This is a genomic window from Bacillus sp. 17RED48 (assembly GCF_019837545.1).
Taxonomy (GTDB): domain Bacteria; phylum Bacillota; class Bacilli; order Bacillales; family Bacillaceae_G; genus Bacillus_A; species Bacillus_A wiedmannii.
In genome coordinates this window covers 187,172-208,390 of record NZ_JADAXG010000008.1, presented here as the reverse complement: position 1 = coordinate 208,390, position 21,219 = coordinate 187,172, and the positions used below count along the sequence as shown (strand labels likewise).

Genomic DNA, 21,219 nt, shown 5'->3' with positions numbered 1-21,219 from the left:
GATAGTGAAAGCCTGAAACCGCAAGGAAACGGCAGTCCCGAGCAATACGTGATAAAGTGGATGCACCTGTTGTGTATCAACTAGGGTGGAACCGCGGGCAAACGCTCGTCCCTAGGCAATTAAGCCTTGGGATGAGCGTTTTTTTATGTTTTCAAAGCATATACCGCTCGTTTCACTAGTATCTGAGCACGTCATCGCCAATACGTTAACTTTCAAAAGGAGGATTTTATTATGTATTCAATGGAACAAGTTGTAAACTTAGCGAAACATCGCGGTTTTGTTTTCCCTGGTTCTGAAATTTACGGTGGTCTTGCAAACACTTGGGATTACGGTCCACTTGGAATCGAATTAAAAAATAACGTTAAAAAAGCTTGGTGGAAAAAATTCATTCAAGAATCTCCACATAACGTTGGTTTAGACGCAGCTATTTTAATGAACCCAAAAACTTGGATCGCTTCTGGTCACGTTGGTAACTTCAACGATCCAATGATCGACTGTAAAAAATGTAAAGCGCGTCACCGTGCCGACAAATTAATTGAAGATGCATTAGATGCAAAAGGCATCGAAATGGTTGTTGATGGTCTTACTTTCGACCAAATGGCTGATTTAATGAAAGAACATGAAGTAAAATGTCCTGATTGTGGTAGCCAAGAATTCACTGAAATCCGTCAGTTCAACTTAATGTTCAAAACATTCCAAGGTGTTACAGAGTCTAGCACGAACGAAATCTTCCTTCGTCCTGAAACAGCACAAGGTATTTTCGTAAACTTCAAAAACGTACAACGCTCTATGCGTAAAAAGCTTCCATTTGGTATTGGCCAAATCGGTAAGAGCTTCCGTAACGAAATCACGCCTGGTAACTTCACATTCCGTACACGTGAATTCGAACAAATGGAACTTGAATTCTTCTGTAAGCCTGGTGAAGATTTAGAGTGGTTCGCATTCTGGCGTGAAACTTGTAAGAACTGGTTACTTTCACTTGGTATGACTGAAGAAAGCATGCGTCTTCGTGACCACGGTGAAGAGGAATTATCTCACTACAGTAACGCAACAACTGATATTGAATTCAGATTCCCATTCGGTTGGGGCGAACTATGGGGCGTTGCATCTCGTACAGACTTCGATTTAAAACGTCACATGGAACACTCTAATGAAGACTTTAACTATATCGATCCACAAACGAATGAGCGTTACGTACCGTACTGCATCGAGCCATCTTTAGGTGCTGACCGCGTAACATTAGCATTCTTATGTGATGCATATGAAGAAGAGCAATTAGAAAACGATTCTCGTACAGTTCTTCGTTTCCACCCTGCTTTAGCACCATACAAAGCAGCTATCTTACCATTATCTAAAAAGCTATCTGAAGGTGCTACTGAAGTATTCGCAGAACTAGCTAAAGACTTCATGGTAGACTTTGACGAAACTGGTTCTATCGGTAAACGTTACCGTCGTCAAGACGAAATCGGTACACCATTCTGTATCACTTACGACTTCGACTCAGTTGAAGACAAAGCTGTTACAGTACGTGACCGTGACACAATGGAACAAGTTCGTATGCCAATTAGCGAACTAAAAGGTTTCTTAGAGAAGAAAATCCAGTTCTAATTATAAGAAAAAGAGGCGCTCTATTGAGCCGCCTCTTTTTACTTTTCACGTTTTTCTTTAATTGCTACTGTACATCTTGATATGCATAGTAAATCATCATTTTCATCAATAATACGCACATCCCAAACCATCGTTGAATGTCCTCTATGTATCGGTGTCCCGATCGCTGTTACAATTCCATCTTTCTTTGAGCGAATGTGATTTGCATTAATTTCTAGACCGAAACAAATACATTTCTCTTGATCAATTAAATTGTATGAACCAACACTTGCTACTGTTTCCGCTAATGCAAGAGATGCACCGCCGTGTAAAAAACCAAACGGCTGATGCGTACGCTCATCAACAGGCATCGTAGCAACCACCTTATCTTCTGTCATCTCTAACAACTCAATTCCAAGTGAATCCATTAAAGTTTTTCCCATATCGTTTCCTCCTTCTCTTACTTTAATTGAATGTATAATTTTACCTATTTATTTTCAAACTACTTATAACACTTATATAAGGAGGTTTCACCTAAATGAAACAGAAATTTTGTATATTACTGCTTATGTTCTCCTTGCTGTCTATTGTACCAAATTGTGCACTAGCAGCCAAAGCATCCAACTTGACAATCGATGTTCAGACTGTAACACAAAAAGGTAAGAAACCTTATATAGAATATCAAATTAACAGACCTTCTTTTCACAATTTTTCCGATTCTAAATTTCAAAATAAGCTCAATTTCTATTACAAAAAATCTACCGATAAATTTAAAACAAAATTAGAAAAAGACGCAAAAAAATATTATAAAGAAACAGAAGGATCTAGTACACCATTTCATCCGTACGTGGCGAATGTTGATTATAAAGTCTCCCTGAATAAACCACCGTTTCTCAGCCTATATTTGAATTACTATCAATATACAGGCGGAGCACACGGTCTTTATACGTGGAAGGCAAACACATTTGATTTAAACGAAAAAAAGTTACTACGCTTAGATGATTTATTTCAACAAAAAGATACATATAAAGAAGTAATCCGCGCTGAGATCGTAAGACAAATTAAACAAAATGAAGGCATTTATTTTCCCGATGCAACTGAAAAGGTCATGAGCACGAAAAAGTTTCACTTCTTTTTAGAACCGGACAACCTCGTCATTTATTTCCCTTTATATGAGATTGCTCCTTATTCAAGCGGAATTCCTCAATTCCGTATTCCGTATACGTTGCTAAGAGAGTATTTGAAGCCTTCTTATCAAAATATTTTGATTGACAACAAGTAAATATTTTCGCTACGATAATGTTAACCTAAAAACAACAGGAGGTTAACATTATGAGAAGATTTCATGTTTTAGATTTAGCATTAGCTGCCATGTTCGTCGCTCTTATGGCCATTGGTGCAAATATTGTATCTTGGGCACCATTCCTGCAAGTAGCGGGCATCCCATTATCTATGCAACCATTTTTCGCAATTTTAGCAGGGCTTCTTCTTGGAAGTAGACTTGGTGCATTATCAATGACTGTGTATATGCTCGTTGGCTTAGCTGGTGCACCAATTTTCGCTAACTTCAAAGCTGGATTCGGGGCACTTTTAGATCCTACTGGTGGTTTTATTATTGCATTTATTATCGTTGCTTACGTATCAGGAAAACTAGTAGAACAAAAAGAACGACCAACATTCAGTACATTTGCAATTGCCTCTTTCACAGGAATCATTTTAACGTATATTATCGGTACTACTTATATGTACGGGGCAGTCAATTTCTTCATGGGTGGTAATATGAGTTATAAAGCTGCTTGGATGATTATGATGTGGTTCGCAGTAAAAGATATTGCATTTACCATTATCGGTGCTATTATCGCACCTCGCATATACTATGCTGTACGTCGTTCCGCTTATCAGCATTCTCATTCGACGATTTCATAATAAAAAGAGTTATCTTACTATGCTAAGATAACTCTTTTTTGTTTCTTCGACAATATACGACACATATTAAAAATGATTTTTGTTATGCTAATTCAGCAAATTAGATATTTTGCACATCTAATTAGAACAATATTTTGGAGGAAAATCAGTGAATCTATCAAAAAATACACTTATTAAAGTAAGTGTCGGAGTACTATCTTTATTTTTCATACTAGGTATGAGTATCGGTTACAAATTATATGGAAATAGCGAGTTAGGAATGTCATATACCTTTGGAAACGGCCTAGCATTTTTCTTTTTAATTCTTACTATAGTTAGTTTATGCGCGGCTTTAATCTTTATTGTTATTGGGTTAATTAAGAAAGTACGAAAATTACCAGCAAAAAAATCTTTAATAACATCGTTAATACTATTTCTAACAACCGTTATATCCGTCATCGTTCTTCTCTTTACGATAACAAAAGTAACAAATATGGAAGAGGAGTATCAAGCTCTTCAAGCCCAAAAGAAAAAAGAAGCTAATTACTTAATTGCCGCAGCATCTTTTTATAATAATATAAACACCTTTAAATATGCAGCATCTTACGTGTTATCCGAGTATTCAACTACATGGTCAAGCGCAATAGATAAAAGACAGGACTTCAATAATGCACTAAGTTCTAAGAGAACAGAAATTGACGGAATGATTACAAGCGTTGATACGTTTTATAACAATATGGGAAATGATTTAAAGTTAGTCTCTGAAGCTGCAAAAGAACAGCCTAATAAATATAAAGAAACCTATGAAGAATATAAAAAAATATATGGGATTATCACTGCGCTTAACGAACAGGCCCAATCTCCAAGTGGCAGCTTAATTTCATTTAATCAAAACGTTAATGCATTGATTCAGGAATACAAAAAAGCAGCTGGTAATATTAATATCGCTATTACTGATGAAATAAAATCCAAAGCTGATGAGCTAAAGCCTACTGATCAAAAGTAAAGACACTCTCTTGAGAGTGTCTTTTTTTCTCAAAAAAATCCCCTTTAGATTAAGCAGTAAATACGTTCCTTTACCGCTCATCCAACAGGGGATTATATCACTATATTAAGACTGTTGCTTCGTGTGTTCTTCTAAAATTTTCTGCATCATTGGAACCATTTCATCACGTAATTCTGGGTGTTGCAGGGCCATTTCGATTGTCGTTTGAACGAATCCTAACTTTTCACCTACGTCGTAACGCTTTCCTTCGAAATCGTAAGCGAATACACGTTGAATTTCGTTTAAGTTTTGGATTGCATCTGTTAACTGAATTTCACCACCAGCACCAACATGTTGCTGTTCTAAGAACATGAAGATTTCAGGTGTTAAAACGTAACGTCCCATAATTGCTAAGTTTGAAGGTGCTGTACCTGCTGCTGGTTTCTCAACGAAATTGCGAACTTGGTAACGACGTCCTTCCTGCTCTAACGGGTCGATAATTCCATAACGGTGTGTTTCATCTTCTGGAACCGTTTGTACACCAATAACAGAAGAAAGCGTTTTATCATATTCTTCAATTAATTGACGTAAACATGGTTTTTCAGCTTGAACGATATCATCACCTAATAAAACAGCGAATGGCTCATCACCGATGAATTTACGTGCACACCAAACTGCATGCCCTAATCCTTTTGGTTCTTTTTGACGGATATAGTGAATATCTACCATTTTTGAAGAAGCCTGTACTTTTTCAAGTAACTCATACTTTTTCTTTTCTAATAAGTTTTGCTCTAACTCAAATGCATTATCAAAATGATCTTCAATAGAGCGCTTCGTTTTACCAGTAACGATAATAATATCTTCGATTCCTGATTTTATTGCTTCTTCTACAATGTATTGGATAGTTGGTTTATCTACTATCGGTAACATTTCTTTTGGCATTGCTTTTGTAGCTGGTAAAAAACGTGTTCCTAATCCAGCTGCTGGGATTATCGCTTTTCTTACTCTTTTCATCACAAAATACCCTCTCTTCTGTCAGAATCAATAACGATTATTTCCTTACATAGAACAAAAGGGAGGTTTCACTCCCTTTTGTTCCCTACTACTTAAAATTACTTTATATTATAAACGATTCATAATATCTTCTTTAATAGTAAGTAACTTTTGTTCACTATTTTGTAAAGAATTATCTTGAACACCGAAGTAGAACTTAATCTTCGGTTCAGTTCCCGATGGACGTAGGCAGAACCAAGAACCATCTTCTAATTGATATTTTAACACATTTGATTTCGGTAAGTGAATCTCTTCTTTATGTCCATCTTGTAAAGATGTAACGATGCTCGCTTTATAGTCTTCAACAGCCACAACTGTTAAGCCCGCTACTTCTTTCGGAGGATTTTCACGGAATGTTGCCATCATCTCTTGAATTTGTTCCGCTCCATCTTTTCCTTTTAACGTTAGCGATACAAGATCTTCACGGAAGAAACCGTACTTCTCAAATACTTCTAATAAACCATCGTATAACGTTTTACCTTGTGATTTGTAGTATGCAGCTACTTCACATGCAAATAGAACAGATTGTACTGCATCTTTATCACGACAGAATGGACGGATTAAATAACCATAGCTTTCCTCATAACCGAATTGGAATTCGTATTGTCCGCTTTCTTCATACTGTTTAATTTTCTCACCGATAAATTTAAATCCAGTTAACGTATCAACTGTATCTAAACCGTATGCTTTCGCGATTGTACGGCCAATTTCAGACGTTACGATTGTTTTTAATACAACACCGTTCTCTGGAAGCGTTCCGTTTTCTTTCTTTTGAGATAATAAATAATCAAGCATTAATGCACCTGTTTGGTTACCCGTTAATACTTGGAACTCACCATCGTGATTACGAACTGCAACGCCTAGGCGGTCTGCGTCAGGATCCGTTGCGATTAACACATCTGCGCCTACCTTCTCACCGTCACGAATTGCATACTCAAACGCTGCATGCTCTTCTGGGTTCGGTGATTTTACTGTAGAGAAGTTCGGATCTGGTAATTCTTGCTCTTTTACAACTGTTACATCTTTAAATCCAACTTCTTCTAAACCACGGCGTACAGAAATATTTGATGTTCCATGTAATGGTGTAAAGACGATTTTTAAGTCTTTTCCAACATTTTGTACCATTTCTTTATTAATGATGACATTGTTCAATTCTGTTGCATATGCATCATCTACTTCTTGTCCAATAATATGTAATAAACCGTCAGCTTTTAATTGCTCCACATTAGCAACCTCAACTGTTAACTCATCCTCTACTGCATTTACATAGCTAATTAATTCATCAGCTTCTTTTGGAGGCAACTGCCCACCATCTTCACCATATACTTTATAACCGTTATATTCCGGTGGATTATGGCTTGCCGTAAGAACGATTCCACTTACTGTATGTAAATGACGAACTGCGAAAGAAAGCACTGGCGTTGGACGCAAGCTTTCAAACACATATGTTGTGATACCGTGTGCACCAAGTGTAGCAGCTACTTCCATTGCAAATTCAGGTGATTTATGACGAGAATCGTACGCTACAACAACACCGCGTTTTTTCGCTTCTTCACCTAATTTTTCAATAAACTTTGCTAATCCTTGTGTTGCTTTACGAACTGTATATACATTCAAACGGTTCGTACCAGCACCAAGTTCACCACGCATACCACCTGTGCCGAATTCTAGATTTTTATAAAAGCTGTCCTCAATTTTCTTCTCATCTTGCTTCATGTTTTCTAACTGTTCTTTTAGTTCTGCATCTAACTCTGCATATGAAAGCCAGCGACTAAATTCTTGTTTCCAGTTCATATTTCTATCTCCTCTCGCTTGTCCTACCTTTATTATATGAAAAAAACAACCTGTATCTCAATATTTTTTACAATCTAACAGGATTTTACTAGGAATATTTGTATACACTATGGTTAAATACTCCAATAAAGGGAATGAGGATTATGCAAGAATGGGGCTTGTCAGAAGAGCTCAAAATACAAACAAAGCAAATGATTGAAATTGCTGAGAAAGAATTATCCATTATGAGACAAGCAATTGATAAAGAGGATGAATGTATTTTGTGCAAAATGGAAGATATTCATCATATGTTAGCAAACGTACAAACATTGGCAGCTACATACTATATTCAAGCGTATTTATCACCTTATACGGAAAGCTCACATTCTATTACAGCAACTGTCCAACATTTAAGTGCCCGAAAACACGGGGCTCTTATTGTTGTGGAAAGAAACGAGCCGCTTGACTCTCTCATTCAAACTGGAACAACATTACATGCTCATTTAACCTCACCGTTACTTGAATCCATTTTCTATCCAGGTAACCCTCTTCATGACGGAGCCGTTCTCGTTAAAAATAATCATATTGTTTCAGCTGCCAATATTCTTCCGTTAACGAAAAGCACAGAAGTTGATCCTGAGCTAGGAACACGTCACAGAGCTGCAATTGGTTTATCAGAAAAAAGCGATGCACTTATTTTAGTTGTCTCTGAAGAAACAGGCCGCACTTCATTCGCTTTAAATGGGACGTTATATACGATTTCTTTATAGGATCCATCTTTTCCTATAGAACAGTACAATAGGAATTGAAATTATATCGACTTACCGAAAAAAAATGACAATAATCATACCAATAAAAAAGGCTGTTCCAAAATATTGGAACAGCCTTTTCTATTGGATCTTACTCTTCCCCGAAACGTTCAACAAGTGTTGCAAGTGTACGTACCATTGCACCTGTTGCTCCAGCTGGCCCTAAATCATGCGCTCCTGACGTTTCAGATGTTCCCGCGATGTCTAAGTGTACCCAAGGTGTATCTTCAGCAAATTCACCTAAGAATGTACCTGCCATAACCGCATGTCCTTCACGGCCTGGTGAGTTATTTAAATCGGCAAACTTACTGTTTCGAACGCGTTCTTTATCACGATCAAAAATCGGTAATTGCCAAATTGATTCATCTGTTTCCATAGACGCCTCTAGCACTTGCTCAAACAACTCTTCATTGTTTGTCATTGCGCCTGTCGTCTGATTTCCAAGTGCAACAATTACACCACCTGTTAATGTCGCAACATCAATAAGATAGTTTGCACCTAGTTTTTTCGCATACGTAATACCGTCAGCTAACGCTAGGCGACCCTCTGCATCTGTATTTAATACTTCAATTGTTTTTCCGCTCATAGATGTGATTACATCGTCTGGCTTAAATGCTGTACCACTTACAACGTTATCAGTTGATGGAATAACAGCAATCACATTTTGCTCTGGGCGAAGTTCACCGATAATTTCCATCGCACCTAATACAGACGCAGCACCGCCCATATCACCTTTCATACCGACCATGCCTTCACGTGGTTTTAAAGAATAACCACCTGTATCGTATGTAATCCCTTTTCCAACGAATCCAATGACATCTGTCCACTCTTCTTTTCCTTTATAAATAAGAGCGATCATTTTTGGTGGCTCAGTAGATCCTTGGTTTACTGCAAGTAACGCACCCATACCAAGCTCTTCCATCTCTTCTTTCTCAAGAACTTTATAATCCATATCATACTTTTCTGCTAACTCAACAGCATACTCAGCAAGCTTTGTTGCTGTTAATACGTTTGGTGGCATATTTACAAGTGTACGAGCTGAATTTGTTGCACGTCCATGTACGTAGCCAACTGTTAATGCAGCTTCAATTTCTTGTGCATCTTCCGCTGTAATAGCCGTGAACTTCTCTAGTTCCACACGATCCTTTTTATCTGATTTATACGTTTGTAACTCATATGTACCAAGACCTTGTACTTCTGCTGCAATATGAGCTACATCAATCGCATCCAATTTCTCTGTTACGAAAGAATCAAGCAAGATTGCTGCATCTTGTACTTTCGCTGCTTGTAACGTTTTAAACGCCTTACCAAGAGCAGAACGCAACGTTTCTGTCGTGTAAGACACTTTCTTACCTAAACCAACGAAATAATAACGTTTCACATTTGTTTTTCCTAAACTATGTACTTTTGAAATAGCTTTCTTCTTAGTAGAAAGTTCTTTCTCTTCTAATAAAACTTGTAATTGTCCTTCAAAAGCTTTGTCCAGTTCTTGTACAAAACTACTCGTTTTCTCTTCTTCAAATAAGGCAACGATTACCGCTTCATGGCTTGCTAATTCTTTTTGTACTTGAAACATGTTCAGACCCCCTAAATTTCTCTACTCTGCCTTTATTATAACTTTATTTTCGATAAAATGCGACAATTCTAACTTCTGTTACATCCTATATAATCCATATTTCTTCTATTTATAAAATAAAAAAGTCTAGCGTACTTCCCACTAGACTATCTTTGTTTTAAATATTGACCGCGAAACACTTGCATCGTTTCGTCTTGATTTAACATCGTTAACTCTTCTTCTGAAAACTTACCATTTCCGACTTTCACTACATACACATTTACTTTTTTCTTACCCCATTGGCTATAAACATCTTTCACCGTATCATAATATAGATCAAGACGGTTTCCTTTTATTGCACCGCCCTTATCAGCTACTACACCGTACCCATAACCTGGTACGAATAGAATCGTTCCAATTGGGAATACGCGTAAGTCCGCAGCTATTGTGGAATATAAATCCCTTTTCACCTTAACTCCTGAATATGTAATACCATACTCCGGATGTCCCGGTCTCTTACCAGTTGATTCAATTCCCGACGTATAACCTGTTGCAGTCATTTCAATTGAACGATATTTAGACCAGTCGTTTGCCTGCTCTAAAGCATTTATCACTTCTTTACTCGGAGCAACATTTCTCTTAACTTCTGCTGCATGTACTTCTTTTGCACTCGTTCCCTCATATTTCTTTACAATCTCTAATAAAGAAACTCCTGTGAAAGCATTCCATGTTACGCATAATGCGGATACAAGTAAACAAGTCATCATAATGCGAATACAATATCGTTTTAACATTTTTATATTCCACACTCCTTCATCGTTAATCATTCCCTATACGATGAAGGAATATGCAAAAAAATAATCCCCAAATGAATTGGAGATTAAAACATTTGATATCCGCTTTTCCGAAGTTTCTTAATGACAATTCCGGCTAAGGCAGCACCTACTAATCCAGTAGATAGAATAAACACATCTGCCTGCCCTAAATGCGATACACTTGTCCCAAATGAAGAGAATGTTTCTTTCGGCTTTGAAAAATAATCCCACACACTCGCCTTATTAATAATAAGTATACAAACAATCGGATACACAATAACCATTACCCATGTCGCTCGCAATATCATGTTGAGTAAAAATCCAATTCCAAAAAATAAAATGAAAAATAACATCATTGAAATAAGTAGTACCGGTATACTCACTCTTTCTCCCTCTCCTTCGTCTGCGCCGTAAATACGTGATAAGCTGTATAACCAAATTGCTCTCCTGGATCTAATGTTTTGTTCATCTCAAGATGTGGTTCTGATCTTCCTTCAAACAAATATTTGATAAGTACAGACGTATTTGGATCGTCCGCAATCGTATCTGGATGTAAAAATGCTACTTCAGACAATTCCTTCTCCTGTACAATAATGTTTTCTCCTTCAGGCTCCAAAAGGAAAATAATCATATTATCACTAATCTCATTGCGAATCACGCCCGATCGAACACCAATGATCCCCTTCACATGAGCGACGATACCTGTCTCTTCTAACACTTCACGTTTCACAGCTTCATCAACCGTCTCACCTTCATTTACAAAACCAGCCGGTAAAGACCATTTCCCCTTTAATCCACTGTATTTTTTCTTAACGAACAGCCACCTGCCATCTTTTGTAGCAACTAAACCACTAACAGCTAACCACACTTTCCCTCGCTTCTCCATGATGTAATACCCTCCTCTACTAGAACGGACAGAATATTCTTTCTTTTTTATATATTATACTATATTTTTTAAATGAAAAAAGCAGAAACAGCTCTTAGCCGTTTCTGCTTTTTCTACTATATATTAAAAGAACTTTAATTTACCTTTTTTAAGAACTAATAAAGGTCCACCTAATAAGAATAGGTAACGGTTATCGATAACTTTCTTCATGAAAGAAGCTTTCCAACCTGTTAACTTTTTGCCCATAACAACGCCCATTGCATCGTCATGACCTAAAGAACATACAGATCCTTTATTATCAAATGCGAATTTTTTCATTTCGCCCTTGCCACGAACTAACACAGTTAAGTTGTGTGCAATGTTGTAACCTTCTTGAATTGCGATTTGTGCCGTTGGTGGATATGGACGATTAATTTCTTCGTTAATGATTAACGCTGCGTCACCAACCATGAATACATCTTCGTATCCTGGAGCGTGCATGTACTCATCAACTTTTACACGTCCGCGCATTGCTTCAAAGCCAGACTCTTCTACAATACCGTTACCACGAACACCCGCAGCCCAAACTACTGTTTCAGACTTAAGTAATTCAGTATCATCACCGTTTGCAACGATAATACCTTCTTCAGTTGCTTCTTTAATTGCTGTACCGATGCGGAATTCTACGCCTTTTTTCTCAAGTTGTTTTACAGCATATTCTACTAATGCTGGATCGAAACCTGGAAGTGCTGTTGGAGCAGCCTCTACACAGATGATACGTGCTTTTTCACGTGGTACATTGTACTCTTTGCAAAGTTCTGGAACACGGTTTGCAAGCTCACCTACGTACTCGATACCAGTAAATCCAGCACCACCAACAACGATTGTTACTAACTCATCGCGTTGTTCAGTTGCATATTTAGCGAAACTAGCTTCCATATGCTCACGAATTTGACGAGTTGCATTAATGTTAGCGATTGAGAATGCATGCTCTTTTAATCCTGTAATTCCGAATGTTTCTGATTCGAAACCAAGACCGATTACTAAGTAGTCATACTCTAACTCGCCGTCTTTTAAGATAATGCGTTTTTCAGCAGCTTTAATTTCTACTACTGTATCTTGTACAAAGTTTACTTTATTTGTATCAATAACGTCTTGAATATCTAGACAGATTTTTTCATCTTGTAATGTACCAGCTGCGCTCTCGTGTAACCAAGTCGCTTGGTAGTGATAGCTGTTGTTGTTTACTAACGTAATTTCAGCTTCATTTACAGATAATGCTTTTTGCAGACGAACAGTCGTAATCATCCCGCCATAACCTGCACCTAAAACTACGATTTTTGGAGTCTTCACCAAATCACAACCCTTTTCTTTATATAATAGTAATGAAAAATAATACCAAGTACTAAAAACTCTATTTGTCAAGAATGTGGAATTTATCACATTCTATATCATAACAAAACGCAGTCAAAAAATCGTACGAATTTTGTCATAGAAATTTAACATAATACTTCCCTATATTAGTCGGTTTTATTCCAGAATTCAAGCGTCTGGCGAATTATCAATATTTTAAAATAACATAGCGTTTTCAAGGGTTTTTCAACCTTTTTTTCATGTATTTTCCTTTCACCATATTTTATACAATTAAAAAAGCATCTATGCGAAAACTTACACACAATTCAGTCGTTTTCGGAAGTATTATGAACTCAAATATGCTATCATTTATTTGAAAGTGTCATCATTTGCAGGATTTTCTTGTACATATGAACAATATATGAAATCAATATCAAAATTCCATCTATAGGGGGCATGAAAGTGGCAGAAAATCAAAAAGTTTACGACATAACAATTATTGGTGGTGGTCCAACAGGACTGTTCACAGCATTTTATGGCGGCATGAGACAAGCAAGTGTAAAAATCATTGAAAGCTTACCTCAACTTGGAGGACAATTATCCGCACTCTACCCTGAAAAATACATTTATGATGTAGCTGGATTCCCGAAAGTGCGTGCACAAGAATTAGTTGATAACTTAAAAGAGCAAATGAAGAAATTTGACCCAACCGTTTGTTTAGAAGAAGCTGTTGATACGCTTGAGAAACAAGCTGACGGTATATTTAAACTTGTTACGAATAAGCAAACTCACTATTCTAAATCAGTTATTATTACTGCTGGCAATGGTGCTTTCCAGCCACGCCGCTTAGAATTAGAAGGTACAGCAAAGTACGAAAAGAAAAACTTACATTATTTTGTTGATGATATGAATAAATTTGCTGGTAAGCGCGTCGTAGTATTTGGTGGCGGCGACTCAGCGGTTGATTGGACAATGATGTTAGAGCCAATTGCTGACAAAGTTACAATCGTTCATCGCCGTGATAAATTCCGTGCGCATGAGCATAGCGTAGAAAGCTTAATGAATTCCCGTGCGGAAGTAAGCACACCGTACGTTCCAGTTGAACTCATTGGTGATGACAATATTGAACAAGTCGTTCTTCAACACGTAAAAACGGAAGAAAAAATTATCATCGATGTGGATGATGTAATTGTAAACTACGGCTTCGTTTCCTCTCTTGGTCCAATTAAAAACTGGGGCTTAGATATACAAAAAAACAGCATTCTCGTGAACTCAAAAATGGAAACGAATATTCCTGGCATTTACGCTGCTGGTGACATTTGTACATATGAAGGAAAAGTAAAACTCATTGCTTGCGGCTTTGGTGAAGCACCAACAGCAGTAAACAATGCAAAAGCTTACTTCGATCCAAACGCAAAACTTCAACCGATGCACAGCTCAAGTATGTTTTAATATAGAAATGAAAAGAACTCCTTTTACGTGAAGGAGTTCTTTTATTATTGTGCTACCGTATCCTTCCAAAATATGTTACAATAAACAAGAACAAACGTTCTATTTGATAAGGGGGATATTTTAAAATGAAAGAACCTAAGATCGTAAAAAAAGAAGCTTTCCAAGCAATCGGCGTTTCGATTACGACGACAAACGAAAAAGAAGCATCTACTGAAGGAAAAATCCCACAGCTTTGGAACCGATACTTCCAAGAACAAATGATGCATCACATCCCAAATCAACAAACGAAAGAAACATTCGCTTTCTATTCAAATTACGAATCGGATGAAACTGGTACATATCAATTTACGATCGGTATGCCCGTTTCTTCATTAGAAGACGTTCCTGAAAATATGACAACTTTAACAATACCTGCCGCTACATATGCGGTATTTACAACGAGAAAAGGACCAGTTGCTGAAGTCGTTTGTGAGGCTTGGGAATATATTTGGCAATGGTCGAAAGAAAACAAACGTGCTTTTACAACAGACTTTGAGCTTTATGATGAAAAAGCAACAGATCCAACCAACGTACAATTAGATATTTATATTGCATTAGCCTGAACGACAAAAAAGAAGATACCAAATGGTATCTTCTTTTTTGTCGTTAAATAGCCACTGTGCAAACCCAACATTATTGTCTACAATGAGAAAGTGCAGTATAGAAATATTAGAAACTGTATAAAACGATTGTTAATAGGTTTTTTAGTTTAAATTTGTCACATAGAAAGGAAGCAATATGGAGGAACTACAACAAAATAAATCTGCTTTAAAAGAAAATGCGAAACCGTTATTAAAAAATACAAATTTCCTTTTCCTTTGGGCAGCTACACTCTTTTCAAGTTTTGCCTTAGCCTTTTTTACTTTTTCACAAACCTGGTACATAGCAAAAACATTAAACCTTGAGGCTTCACTCGGTGTTGTTTTCGTAGCTCTTAGTGTTCCAAGGCTTATTTTTATGATTATCGGCGGTGCTGTAGCTGATAAATTCCCGAAAAAAAACATTATGTTTTACTCTAATATTATTCGTGCTATTCTTGTCGCAACCATCCTTACATGGTTCATCGTAGGTGATGTAACACTATATACATTTGCTTTATTCGCTTTATTCTTTGGGCTTGCTGATGCTTTTTTCTGGTCAGCTGATGGATCTATCTTGCCTGAACTTGTAGAAAAAAGCCGTTTAACACAAGCAAACTCACTTACACAAATGTCAAATCAAGCATCGGTCATCTTAGGCCCTGTACTGGGCGGAATTCTTATCAAATTTACGAACTATGAGACGATCTTTTCGATCACGATTTTATTACTAATTGTCGCAGCCATACTCGTTCAAAAAATACAATTTACGATGCCAGAACAGCAAAATACAGACAAAGGCATGTTCACTTCTATTAAAGAAGGAATTTTATATGTAAAGGAATCACCATTCCTTTCAACTTTCCTTCTTTGTAGCGCCTTTTTAAACTTATTTTTAATCGGTCCGATGCAAGTTGGTTTCCCGCTTTTCGTTAAAAATGTTCTGCACGGTGACTCGCTTCAGTTCAGTTACTTAGAAGCATCTGTAGGAGGCGGAATGGCAATAGGCGCTGTCATTGTCGGTTTAAAAAATATTAATCGTAGACGCGGTCTATTTTGTATTATCATGATGCTACTGTCTGGTGTATTCTTCTTATCAATCAACTTTAGCACCGTACTTTGGCAAGCATTATTAGCTGGCATGTTTTACGGTATTACAATTGCAATGGCTATCGTTCCGCTTATGGCGATGATTCAATCGACAGTAAAAGAAGAAATGATGGGACGCGTAATGAGTTTACTTATGCTCTCATCAATGGGCTTTATCCCGCTTTCTTATGCATTCACATCAATCGCACTTGCAATAGGACTTCCAATCGTAACCGTTATGAAAAGCGGTGCAATCGCCGTTATCGTCTTCGTACTCTTTGTAGCGATTCGTGTTCCAGTTGTAAGAAAGTTTGATTAACTACTTGGAGTCATGTGTTATACGCATGGCTCCTTTTTAAACGGATCAAATAACAGTATCCCCTTACTTCTTCTCACAGCTGCTCCCCATTCTAGTCCAACCTCTAAAAATAGATCCCGCACTGTACTATATAAGAGCGCCTTAACATTTTTACGGATTTCCCCGTATTTATACGCTCTCACAACACTCTTTACTCGCCAAATGAAATTTCCATACACTTCTTCATCAGCTAATATTTGCTCCAGTAAAACACCTTGCTCTAGTAACCCGCTCTTTTTATATGCAAGTTCCACCTTACTCCAAAATATATTAATCTTTTTCGGATTACGCGTCATTGGCACAAGTGCGTATATAAAAGGCTTCGGTATATCGTGACGGCAATACGTCTCATCAAGTTCGTACGTTTCTTTTCTATTCTCTTTTATTTGTGGAATGTTTTTAAAAATAATTGTTTCCCCTTCACTTTTTTGCTCATTTTTACTACAGCCATCTACACGATCCTCACTTTCACATGCGGACAGTTTCATACGGTCATCCATGCGGTCAATTGCAGATGTAAGAAATACATATAAGTTCGCACTATATCCGCCGCGCTTATGTCTTTCTTTTGTCGCAACACGCTTTATAATTCCTAGTTCCTCTAACTTTGCAATTGAGCGGCGTACTGTACGAATGCTCTTTCCAACTTTTGTAGCAATCGTCTCCATTAACGGACAAGCAACTCCCACTGTTTTCTGTTTCTCATTCACCGCATACTTTCCTAAAAAATGAATGATGGTAGTATCCGTTTTATTTAATTCAAATCGATAGCACTTCAAAATTTGTCTTTGATATGTATTAAACTCTTCTTTACTTCGAAATTCACTATATGGTTTCATTAAATTATATAAGCTTCCCATTTTTATCACCTCATTTATAGGTAAGAGTCAGGAAGCAAAATTGGCGTGATATTTTAAATTTTTTTGGAGGTGACAATATGATCGTAATTAGCGCTTGTTTAGGTGGTATCGCTTGTCGGTATGATGGAAATGACAATCTCGTTTCAAAAATAGAGGAGCTACTGCAACAAGAAGATACAGTCCTCATTTGTCCTGAAGTATTAGGAGGATTACCAACGCCTCGTCCTTCAGCTGAAATTATTGGCGGGAATGGCGATGATGTTTTAGATGGGAAAGCGAAAGTGATGACAAAAGACGGTGAAGATGTTACAGAAGCTTTCGTGAGCGGTGCTTATAAAGCTCTAGAACAAATGAAAGATTTACATCCAGAATATATTATTTTAAAGGAACGCAGTCCATCTTGTGGTAGTTCTACGATTTACACTGGAGAATTTAACGGGAATAAACAAACTGGTTACGGGGTAACAACTGCTTTATTCAAAAGACATGGATTGAAAGTCATTTCAGAAGAGGATTTCGAGAATATAAAAAGGAATTGACCCTGTTCGTCAATTCCTTTTTCTTTCTTATTTTGCACCTAATTTTTCTTTCACTTTCGCAGGAAGCTCATCTTTCTTTACTTCTTCCCAAGCTGATACACCTTTTTTATCTGAGTGATATACACGTAAGAATGCTTCTTTACGAAGATTTTTTTGTGCATTAAATTCTAATTCTTTTTCTTTCCCGTCTTTATCAAAACCATTTAGTTTATATTCGTAATTTTTATACGGCTCACCATTATCAGATTTACCATTATACTCTTTTCCATCTACTGTAATTTGAACGTAATACTCGTCTTTACCCATACGATTTAAATCACAACCAACTAATAGGCTTGCAAATACAACTAAAATACTAAAAAGTGCAATATATCTTTTCATTTCCTTCACCTCATGTGTTTTTCTTATATTGTTATCTTAAAGCCTAAGCTTTAAAGAAGAAATTCAAAAACATGACATGAACATTACACTTTTGTAAGATAATCATTATTTCTTCACTTTAGAAACCGTCATTCCGTCACCAATTGGACTGAGTACGGATTCTAAACTTGGATGAGTTGCTACTACTTCGTTATAAAAAGCCTTAAGGGAAATGAATTAATCATCCCCCTTAAGGCATTTTATCCTCTATCTCTTTACTGCCAATTTTTTATGTACCTATTACCGCCAATAACGTCTTTCACGCCAGTTTCGCCACTTATCACAGATTTTATCACGTAATTTCCTTATACCGTTTATTACACCTTCTATTATGCATTCTATTATAATATCTATCACAAGGTATCTTATAACTCTAAAAATAGAACCTATAACGTACTTCAATATAAATTCAAAAATATCTTCCAGCATATATCTCCTCTTTCTACCCTTCAAATATAACTCAAACAAAGAGAACTTTAAAAGAAGCTCAAATAAATAATAATGCATAAGTTGAACAACTTAAAGCTACTTTAGCAGCTATTTTTTTGTACCAACTGGCAGTTTCGTCTTCAATATATGAAAAGGGATTTCTAAATGATGAATTGAATATATACTTATTGTTTTCTAGCTTTCGAGCGAAAGTTTTTATATGTCCTAATTTAAAGTTTTCGAGGAGAGAAATACTATGAACCCTATTTTATTGGATGTTCCGTTACAAATAGAAACAGACAGACTCATTCTTCGGGCACCACTTCAAGCTGGTGAAGGGAATATCGTACACGAAGCTATTAAAGATTCCATTCGTGAATTAAAGCAATGGCTACTTTTATTCCAGTCAATTCCTACTGTTGAAGAAACCGAAATTCTCCTGAGAAATGCGCATATAGATTTTTTGAAAAGAGAAAGCTTTCGCTATCTTATCTACCATAAGGAGACGAATGATTTTATTGGAACGGCTAGCCTTCACGAAATCGATTGGAAGGTTTCTAAATGTGAAATTGGATACTGGATTAACACGCAATTTAGTGGTAATGGATATATGACAGAAGTAGTAAGTGCGTTAATAAACTTTGGATTTCAGTTATTCAAATTTAGAAGGATTGAAATACGATGTGAACGTAATAATACGAAAAGTCGTGCAATCCCTGAAAAACTAGGTTTTGAGCTTGAAGGGACATTACGTAATGAAGATCTTTCAGCTGACGGCAAACAACTAACTGATACTTGCATCTATGCAAAAATAAATTAGATTTTAACATTCGTTGTGCAACATATCTTAAAGTCGGTTTCTAAATTGGGAAGGCGACGTTTTTGATTTTTTACGACAAAAGAAAAGACCTCCTTAACGATTTTATTTCATCGCTAAAAAGGTCTTTCTCTATTTCTGCTAAAAACTTAGCACTCTTCTGGCTTACCAGCATTCGTCGCTGTACGGAAAGATGATCCACATCCGCATGATGCGATTGCGTTTGGATTGTCGATTGTAAATCCGCCGCCAAGCATAGATTGTTTATAATCAATTTTTACTCCTTTAACAATTGGAGCACTTTCTGTATCGATAACAAATTCAACACCGAAAAACTCAAGAACTGTGTCGTCTTCTTTTGGTTCTACTTCAAATCCTAAGCCGTAAGAAAGGCCCGTACATCCGCCGCCATGTACAGCAAGGCGCACGTACTTCTCTCCATCTTCAGCATCTTTTAACATATCTTTAATTTGAAAAGCTGCTTGTTCTGTTACTTCAATCATGAAATACACCATCCTTTCTGTTCTCATTCTATTATACATCTTTACGCTTCTATCTTGTACTCATACACTCCGCGGCAAATTACTTCTGCTGGTCCTTTCATTAACACATTGCCTTCTTCTGTCCATGCAATCATTAAATCGCCGCCAGCTAAATGAACTGTAATTTCCTTACCATGTTCCATTTTCCCATTTAAAATAGAGGCTACAACTGCAGCACACGCCCCTGTTCCACAAGCTTGTGTTACACCAGATCCACGTTCCCAAACGCGGAAGTTCATCTCTGCATCATTCAAAATCTCGATGAATTCAACATTTACTCGCTCTGGGAACATTTCATGTGTCTCCAAGACTGGACCAAGTGTTGTAAGAGGCGCTTGTTCTACATCATCAACAAAAATAACCGCATGCGGATTCCCCATTGAAACAGCTGTAAATGCATAGCGATGATTATTGTATAAGAAGTTTTCACGAATAAATGGTGTTTCACCTTCACCAAGCATCGGTATTTCTGCACGTGTTAAACGCGGTGCTCCCATATCGATTTTTGCTAATGTAACTTTCCCTTCTTCTACCGTTACTTCCGCTGTTACAATACCAGCTAACGTTTCAATTGTGAAAACTGTTTCTTCTACTAGTTTATGCTCATACGCATATTTCGCTACGCATCGTAAACCGTTACCACAACTCTTTCCTTCTGAACCATCATTATTAAACATGCGCATTTTCACCGGAGCTACGTCAGATGGACAAATTAAAATCATCCCATCTGCTCCAATACCAGTATTAATATTGGAAACCTTTTCCGCCACAAGAGCTAAATCTTCTTCCGGAATTTGTTCTTCAAACATATTTACATATATATAACTATTGCCAAGACCATGCATTTTTGTAAAAGAAAATCGGCTCATTTGTATTCACTCCAAAAATAGTTTGTTATTTTAAGTATAAAATGCACGCTTTTAGAACACAATATGAATGTCCCCCGTTTCTCATATTTGACAACATTTGGCGATGAGCCATTCTTGCACAAATTGTGTAAGAAAAAAGCCCTTTTACAAGGGCCTTTTTTATTTATATACAATATTATCCTCCCCCGGGAAAGAAAATTTTATCTAATAGAAAAAGAAAAAGGTGCTGCTGATTGCAACACCTTAAAACATTGGATTTTCATCCAAATAATCATATACATTATTGACCAGTTCTTCTACTGTAGCACCTTGTACTACTTCACCATTTACAAGTGCAAACGGTCCTTCAAAACAAATGCCACAATATCCTAAACAACCATACTCCATTACATCTAAATTCGGATCTTTTTCTAATTTCTCTAAAGCTGCTTGTGATCCACTCGCAAGGTTACCTACACAAAATTCAATTAATGGTTTAATCAAAATTCTCCCCCCTGTACTACAAAACAAATTACCTTCTGACTCTA

General features: G+C 36.9%; 25 protein-coding genes. 10 read left to right on the top strand and 15 right to left on the bottom strand.

The window, feature by feature from the left end:
- Window positions 1-231 precede the first annotated feature (231 nt).
- The gene (locus tag ILT06_RS26035) at window positions 232-1,608 is read left to right on the top strand and encodes a glycine--tRNA ligase (RefSeq protein WP_060488162.1); all 1,377 of its coding nucleotides are present in this window, start codon (window positions 232-234) and stop codon (window positions 1,606-1,608) included.
- A gap of 38 nt (window positions 1,609-1,646) precedes the next feature.
- On the opposite strand, the gene ILT06_RS26030 is transcribed toward ILT06_RS26035, so the two are convergent.
- On the bottom strand, window positions 1,647-2,030 hold the full coding sequence (locus ILT06_RS26030; protein ID WP_000520763.1) for a hotdog fold thioesterase: 384 nt from the start codon (window positions 2,028-2,030) through the stop codon (window positions 1,647-1,649).
- Window positions 2,031-2,125: 95 nt separating this feature from the next.
- Here ILT06_RS26030 and ILT06_RS26025 point away from each other — a divergent pair, with 95 nt between their 5' ends.
- The 3 genes from ILT06_RS26025 (at window position 2,126) to ILT06_RS26015 (ending at window position 4,498) form a co-directional block, all read left to right on the top strand.
- Entirely contained in the window at window positions 2,126-2,869 is a 744-nt protein-coding gene (locus tag ILT06_RS26025; protein WP_064476312.1) for a DUF3298 and DUF4163 domain-containing protein, read from the top strand.
- Between the two features lie 50 nt (window positions 2,870-2,919).
- Window positions 2,920-3,513 (top strand): biotin transporter BioY, encoded by a 594-nt coding sequence (locus tag ILT06_RS26020; RefSeq protein WP_001252151.1) that lies wholly within the window; start codon window positions 2,920-2,922, stop codon window positions 3,511-3,513.
- 148 nt (window positions 3,514-3,661) lie between these two features.
- Window positions 3,662-4,498, top strand: a complete 837-nt coding sequence (locus ILT06_RS26015) for a hypothetical protein (protein WP_064476311.1) — start codon at window positions 3,662-3,664, stop codon at window positions 4,496-4,498.
- A gap of 105 nt (window positions 4,499-4,603) precedes the next feature.
- Here ILT06_RS26015 and galU read toward each other — a convergent pair whose 3' ends face one another.
- Both galU and ILT06_RS26005 read right to left on the bottom strand, forming a co-directional pair.
- Entirely contained in the window at window positions 4,604-5,491 is an 888-nt protein-coding gene (gene galU, locus ILT06_RS26010) for a UTP--glucose-1-phosphate uridylyltransferase GalU (RefSeq protein ID WP_000832650.1), read from the bottom strand.
- 108 nt (window positions 5,492-5,599) lie between these two features.
- Window positions 5,600-7,324 (bottom strand): phospho-sugar mutase, encoded by a 1,725-nt coding sequence (locus ILT06_RS26005; protein ID WP_064476310.1) that lies wholly within the window; start codon window positions 7,322-7,324, stop codon window positions 5,600-5,602.
- A gap of 143 nt (window positions 7,325-7,467) precedes the next feature.
- On the opposite strand from ILT06_RS26005, the gene cdaS reads away from it, so the two are divergent.
- The gene (cdaS, locus tag ILT06_RS26000) at window positions 7,468-8,073 is read left to right on the top strand and encodes a sporulation-specific diadenylate cyclase CdaS (RefSeq protein ID WP_001158734.1); all 606 of its coding nucleotides are present in this window, start codon (window positions 7,468-7,470) and stop codon (window positions 8,071-8,073) included.
- A 130-nt stretch (window positions 8,074-8,203) separates the two neighbouring features.
- On the opposite strand, the gene pepA is transcribed toward cdaS, so the two are convergent.
- The 5 genes from pepA to ILT06_RS25975 form a co-directional block, all read right to left on the bottom strand.
- Window positions 8,204-9,688 (bottom strand): cytosol aminopeptidase, encoded by a 1,485-nt coding sequence (gene pepA / locus ILT06_RS25995; RefSeq protein WP_064476309.1) that lies wholly within the window; start codon window positions 9,686-9,688, stop codon window positions 8,204-8,206.
- 146 nt (window positions 9,689-9,834) lie between these two features.
- Entirely contained in the window at window positions 9,835-10,461 is a 627-nt protein-coding gene (locus ILT06_RS25990; RefSeq protein WP_000920109.1) for a 3D domain-containing protein, read from the bottom strand.
- A gap of 86 nt (window positions 10,462-10,547) precedes the next feature.
- A complete protein-coding gene (locus ILT06_RS25985; protein WP_000027007.1) occupies window positions 10,548-10,865 on the bottom strand; it encodes a YuiB family protein in 318 nt (105 codons plus the stop codon).
- Window positions 10,862-11,368 carry an NUDIX hydrolase gene (locus ILT06_RS25980; RefSeq protein ID WP_064476308.1) on the bottom strand — a complete coding sequence of 169 codons (507 nt, stop codon included), beginning with the start codon at window positions 11,366-11,368 and terminating at the stop codon, window positions 10,862-10,864. The genes ILT06_RS25985 and ILT06_RS25980 overlap by 4 nt, the downstream gene beginning before the upstream one ends.
- 123 nt (window positions 11,369-11,491) lie before the next feature.
- Window positions 11,492-12,700 carry an NAD(P)/FAD-dependent oxidoreductase gene (locus tag ILT06_RS25975; RefSeq protein WP_064476307.1) on the bottom strand — a complete coding sequence of 403 codons (1,209 nt, stop codon included), beginning with the start codon at window positions 12,698-12,700 and terminating at the stop codon, window positions 11,492-11,494.
- Window positions 12,701-13,162: 462 nt separating this feature from the next.
- On the opposite strand from ILT06_RS25975, the gene ILT06_RS25970 reads away from it, so the two are divergent.
- The 3 genes from ILT06_RS25970 to ILT06_RS25960 all read left to right on the top strand — a co-directional run bounded on the left by ILT06_RS25970 (window position 13,163) and on the right by ILT06_RS25960 (window position 16,177).
- The gene (locus ILT06_RS25970; RefSeq protein WP_000829782.1) at window positions 13,163-14,152 is read left to right on the top strand and encodes an NAD(P)/FAD-dependent oxidoreductase; all 990 of its coding nucleotides are present in this window, start codon (window positions 13,163-13,165) and stop codon (window positions 14,150-14,152) included.
- A gap of 125 nt (window positions 14,153-14,277) precedes the next feature.
- Window positions 14,278-14,754 carry a GyrI-like domain-containing protein gene (locus ILT06_RS25965; protein ID WP_064476306.1) on the top strand — a complete coding sequence of 159 codons (477 nt, stop codon included), beginning with the start codon at window positions 14,278-14,280 and terminating at the stop codon, window positions 14,752-14,754.
- A gap of 175 nt (window positions 14,755-14,929) precedes the next feature.
- The gene (locus ILT06_RS25960; protein WP_064476305.1) at window positions 14,930-16,177 is read left to right on the top strand and encodes an MFS transporter; all 1,248 of its coding nucleotides are present in this window, start codon (window positions 14,930-14,932) and stop codon (window positions 16,175-16,177) included.
- A 17-nt stretch (window positions 16,178-16,194) separates the two neighbouring features.
- Here ILT06_RS25960 and ILT06_RS25955 read toward each other — a convergent pair whose 3' ends face one another.
- A complete protein-coding gene (locus ILT06_RS25955) occupies window positions 16,195-17,076 on the bottom strand; it encodes a helix-turn-helix domain-containing protein (RefSeq protein ID WP_149173740.1) in 882 nt (293 codons plus the stop codon).
- Between the two features lie 77 nt (window positions 17,077-17,153).
- Between ILT06_RS25955 and ILT06_RS25950 the strand changes: the two genes are divergently transcribed.
- Window positions 17,154-17,615 (top strand): 2-thiouracil desulfurase family protein, encoded by a 462-nt coding sequence (locus ILT06_RS25950; RefSeq protein WP_098111116.1) that lies wholly within the window; start codon window positions 17,154-17,156, stop codon window positions 17,613-17,615.
- A 27-nt stretch (window positions 17,616-17,642) separates the two neighbouring features.
- Here the strand turns inward: ILT06_RS25950 and ILT06_RS25945 are convergent, their stop codons facing one another.
- From ILT06_RS25945 to ILT06_RS25935, 3 genes are all read right to left on the bottom strand, one after another.
- Complete coding sequence (locus tag ILT06_RS25945) at window positions 17,643-17,996, bottom strand: YxeA family protein (protein WP_098101656.1); 354 nt, start codon at window positions 17,994-17,996, stop codon at window positions 17,643-17,645.
- 105 nt (window positions 17,997-18,101) lie between these two features.
- On the bottom strand, window positions 18,102-18,209 hold the full coding sequence (locus ILT06_RS25940; RefSeq protein WP_081257367.1) for a methyltransferase: 108 nt from the start codon (window positions 18,207-18,209) through the stop codon (window positions 18,102-18,104).
- A 66-nt stretch (window positions 18,210-18,275) separates the two neighbouring features.
- The gene (locus ILT06_RS25935) at window positions 18,276-18,464 is read right to left on the bottom strand and encodes a hypothetical protein (protein ID WP_064476301.1); all 189 of its coding nucleotides are present in this window, start codon (window positions 18,462-18,464) and stop codon (window positions 18,276-18,278) included.
- Between the two features lie 256 nt (window positions 18,465-18,720).
- Here ILT06_RS25935 and ILT06_RS25930 point away from each other — a divergent pair, with 256 nt between their 5' ends.
- Entirely contained in the window at window positions 18,721-19,284 is a 564-nt protein-coding gene (locus ILT06_RS25930) for a GNAT family N-acetyltransferase (RefSeq protein ID WP_064476300.1), read from the top strand.
- Between the two features lie 146 nt (window positions 19,285-19,430).
- Here the strand turns inward: ILT06_RS25930 and ILT06_RS25925 are convergent, their stop codons facing one another.
- The 3 genes from ILT06_RS25925 to ILT06_RS25915 form a co-directional block, all read right to left on the bottom strand.
- A complete protein-coding gene (locus ILT06_RS25925; RefSeq protein WP_000573830.1) occupies window positions 19,431-19,784 on the bottom strand; it encodes a HesB/IscA family protein in 354 nt (117 codons plus the stop codon).
- Between the two features lie 41 nt (window positions 19,785-19,825).
- Window positions 19,826-20,692 (bottom strand): diaminopimelate epimerase, encoded by an 867-nt coding sequence (gene dapF, locus ILT06_RS25920; RefSeq protein ID WP_064476299.1) that lies wholly within the window; start codon window positions 20,690-20,692, stop codon window positions 19,826-19,828.
- Window positions 20,693-20,935: 243 nt separating this feature from the next.
- Window positions 20,936-21,175, bottom strand: a complete 240-nt coding sequence (locus ILT06_RS25915) for a YuzB family protein (protein WP_000595025.1) — start codon at window positions 21,173-21,175, stop codon at window positions 20,936-20,938.
- Window positions 21,176-21,219 lie beyond the last annotated feature (44 nt).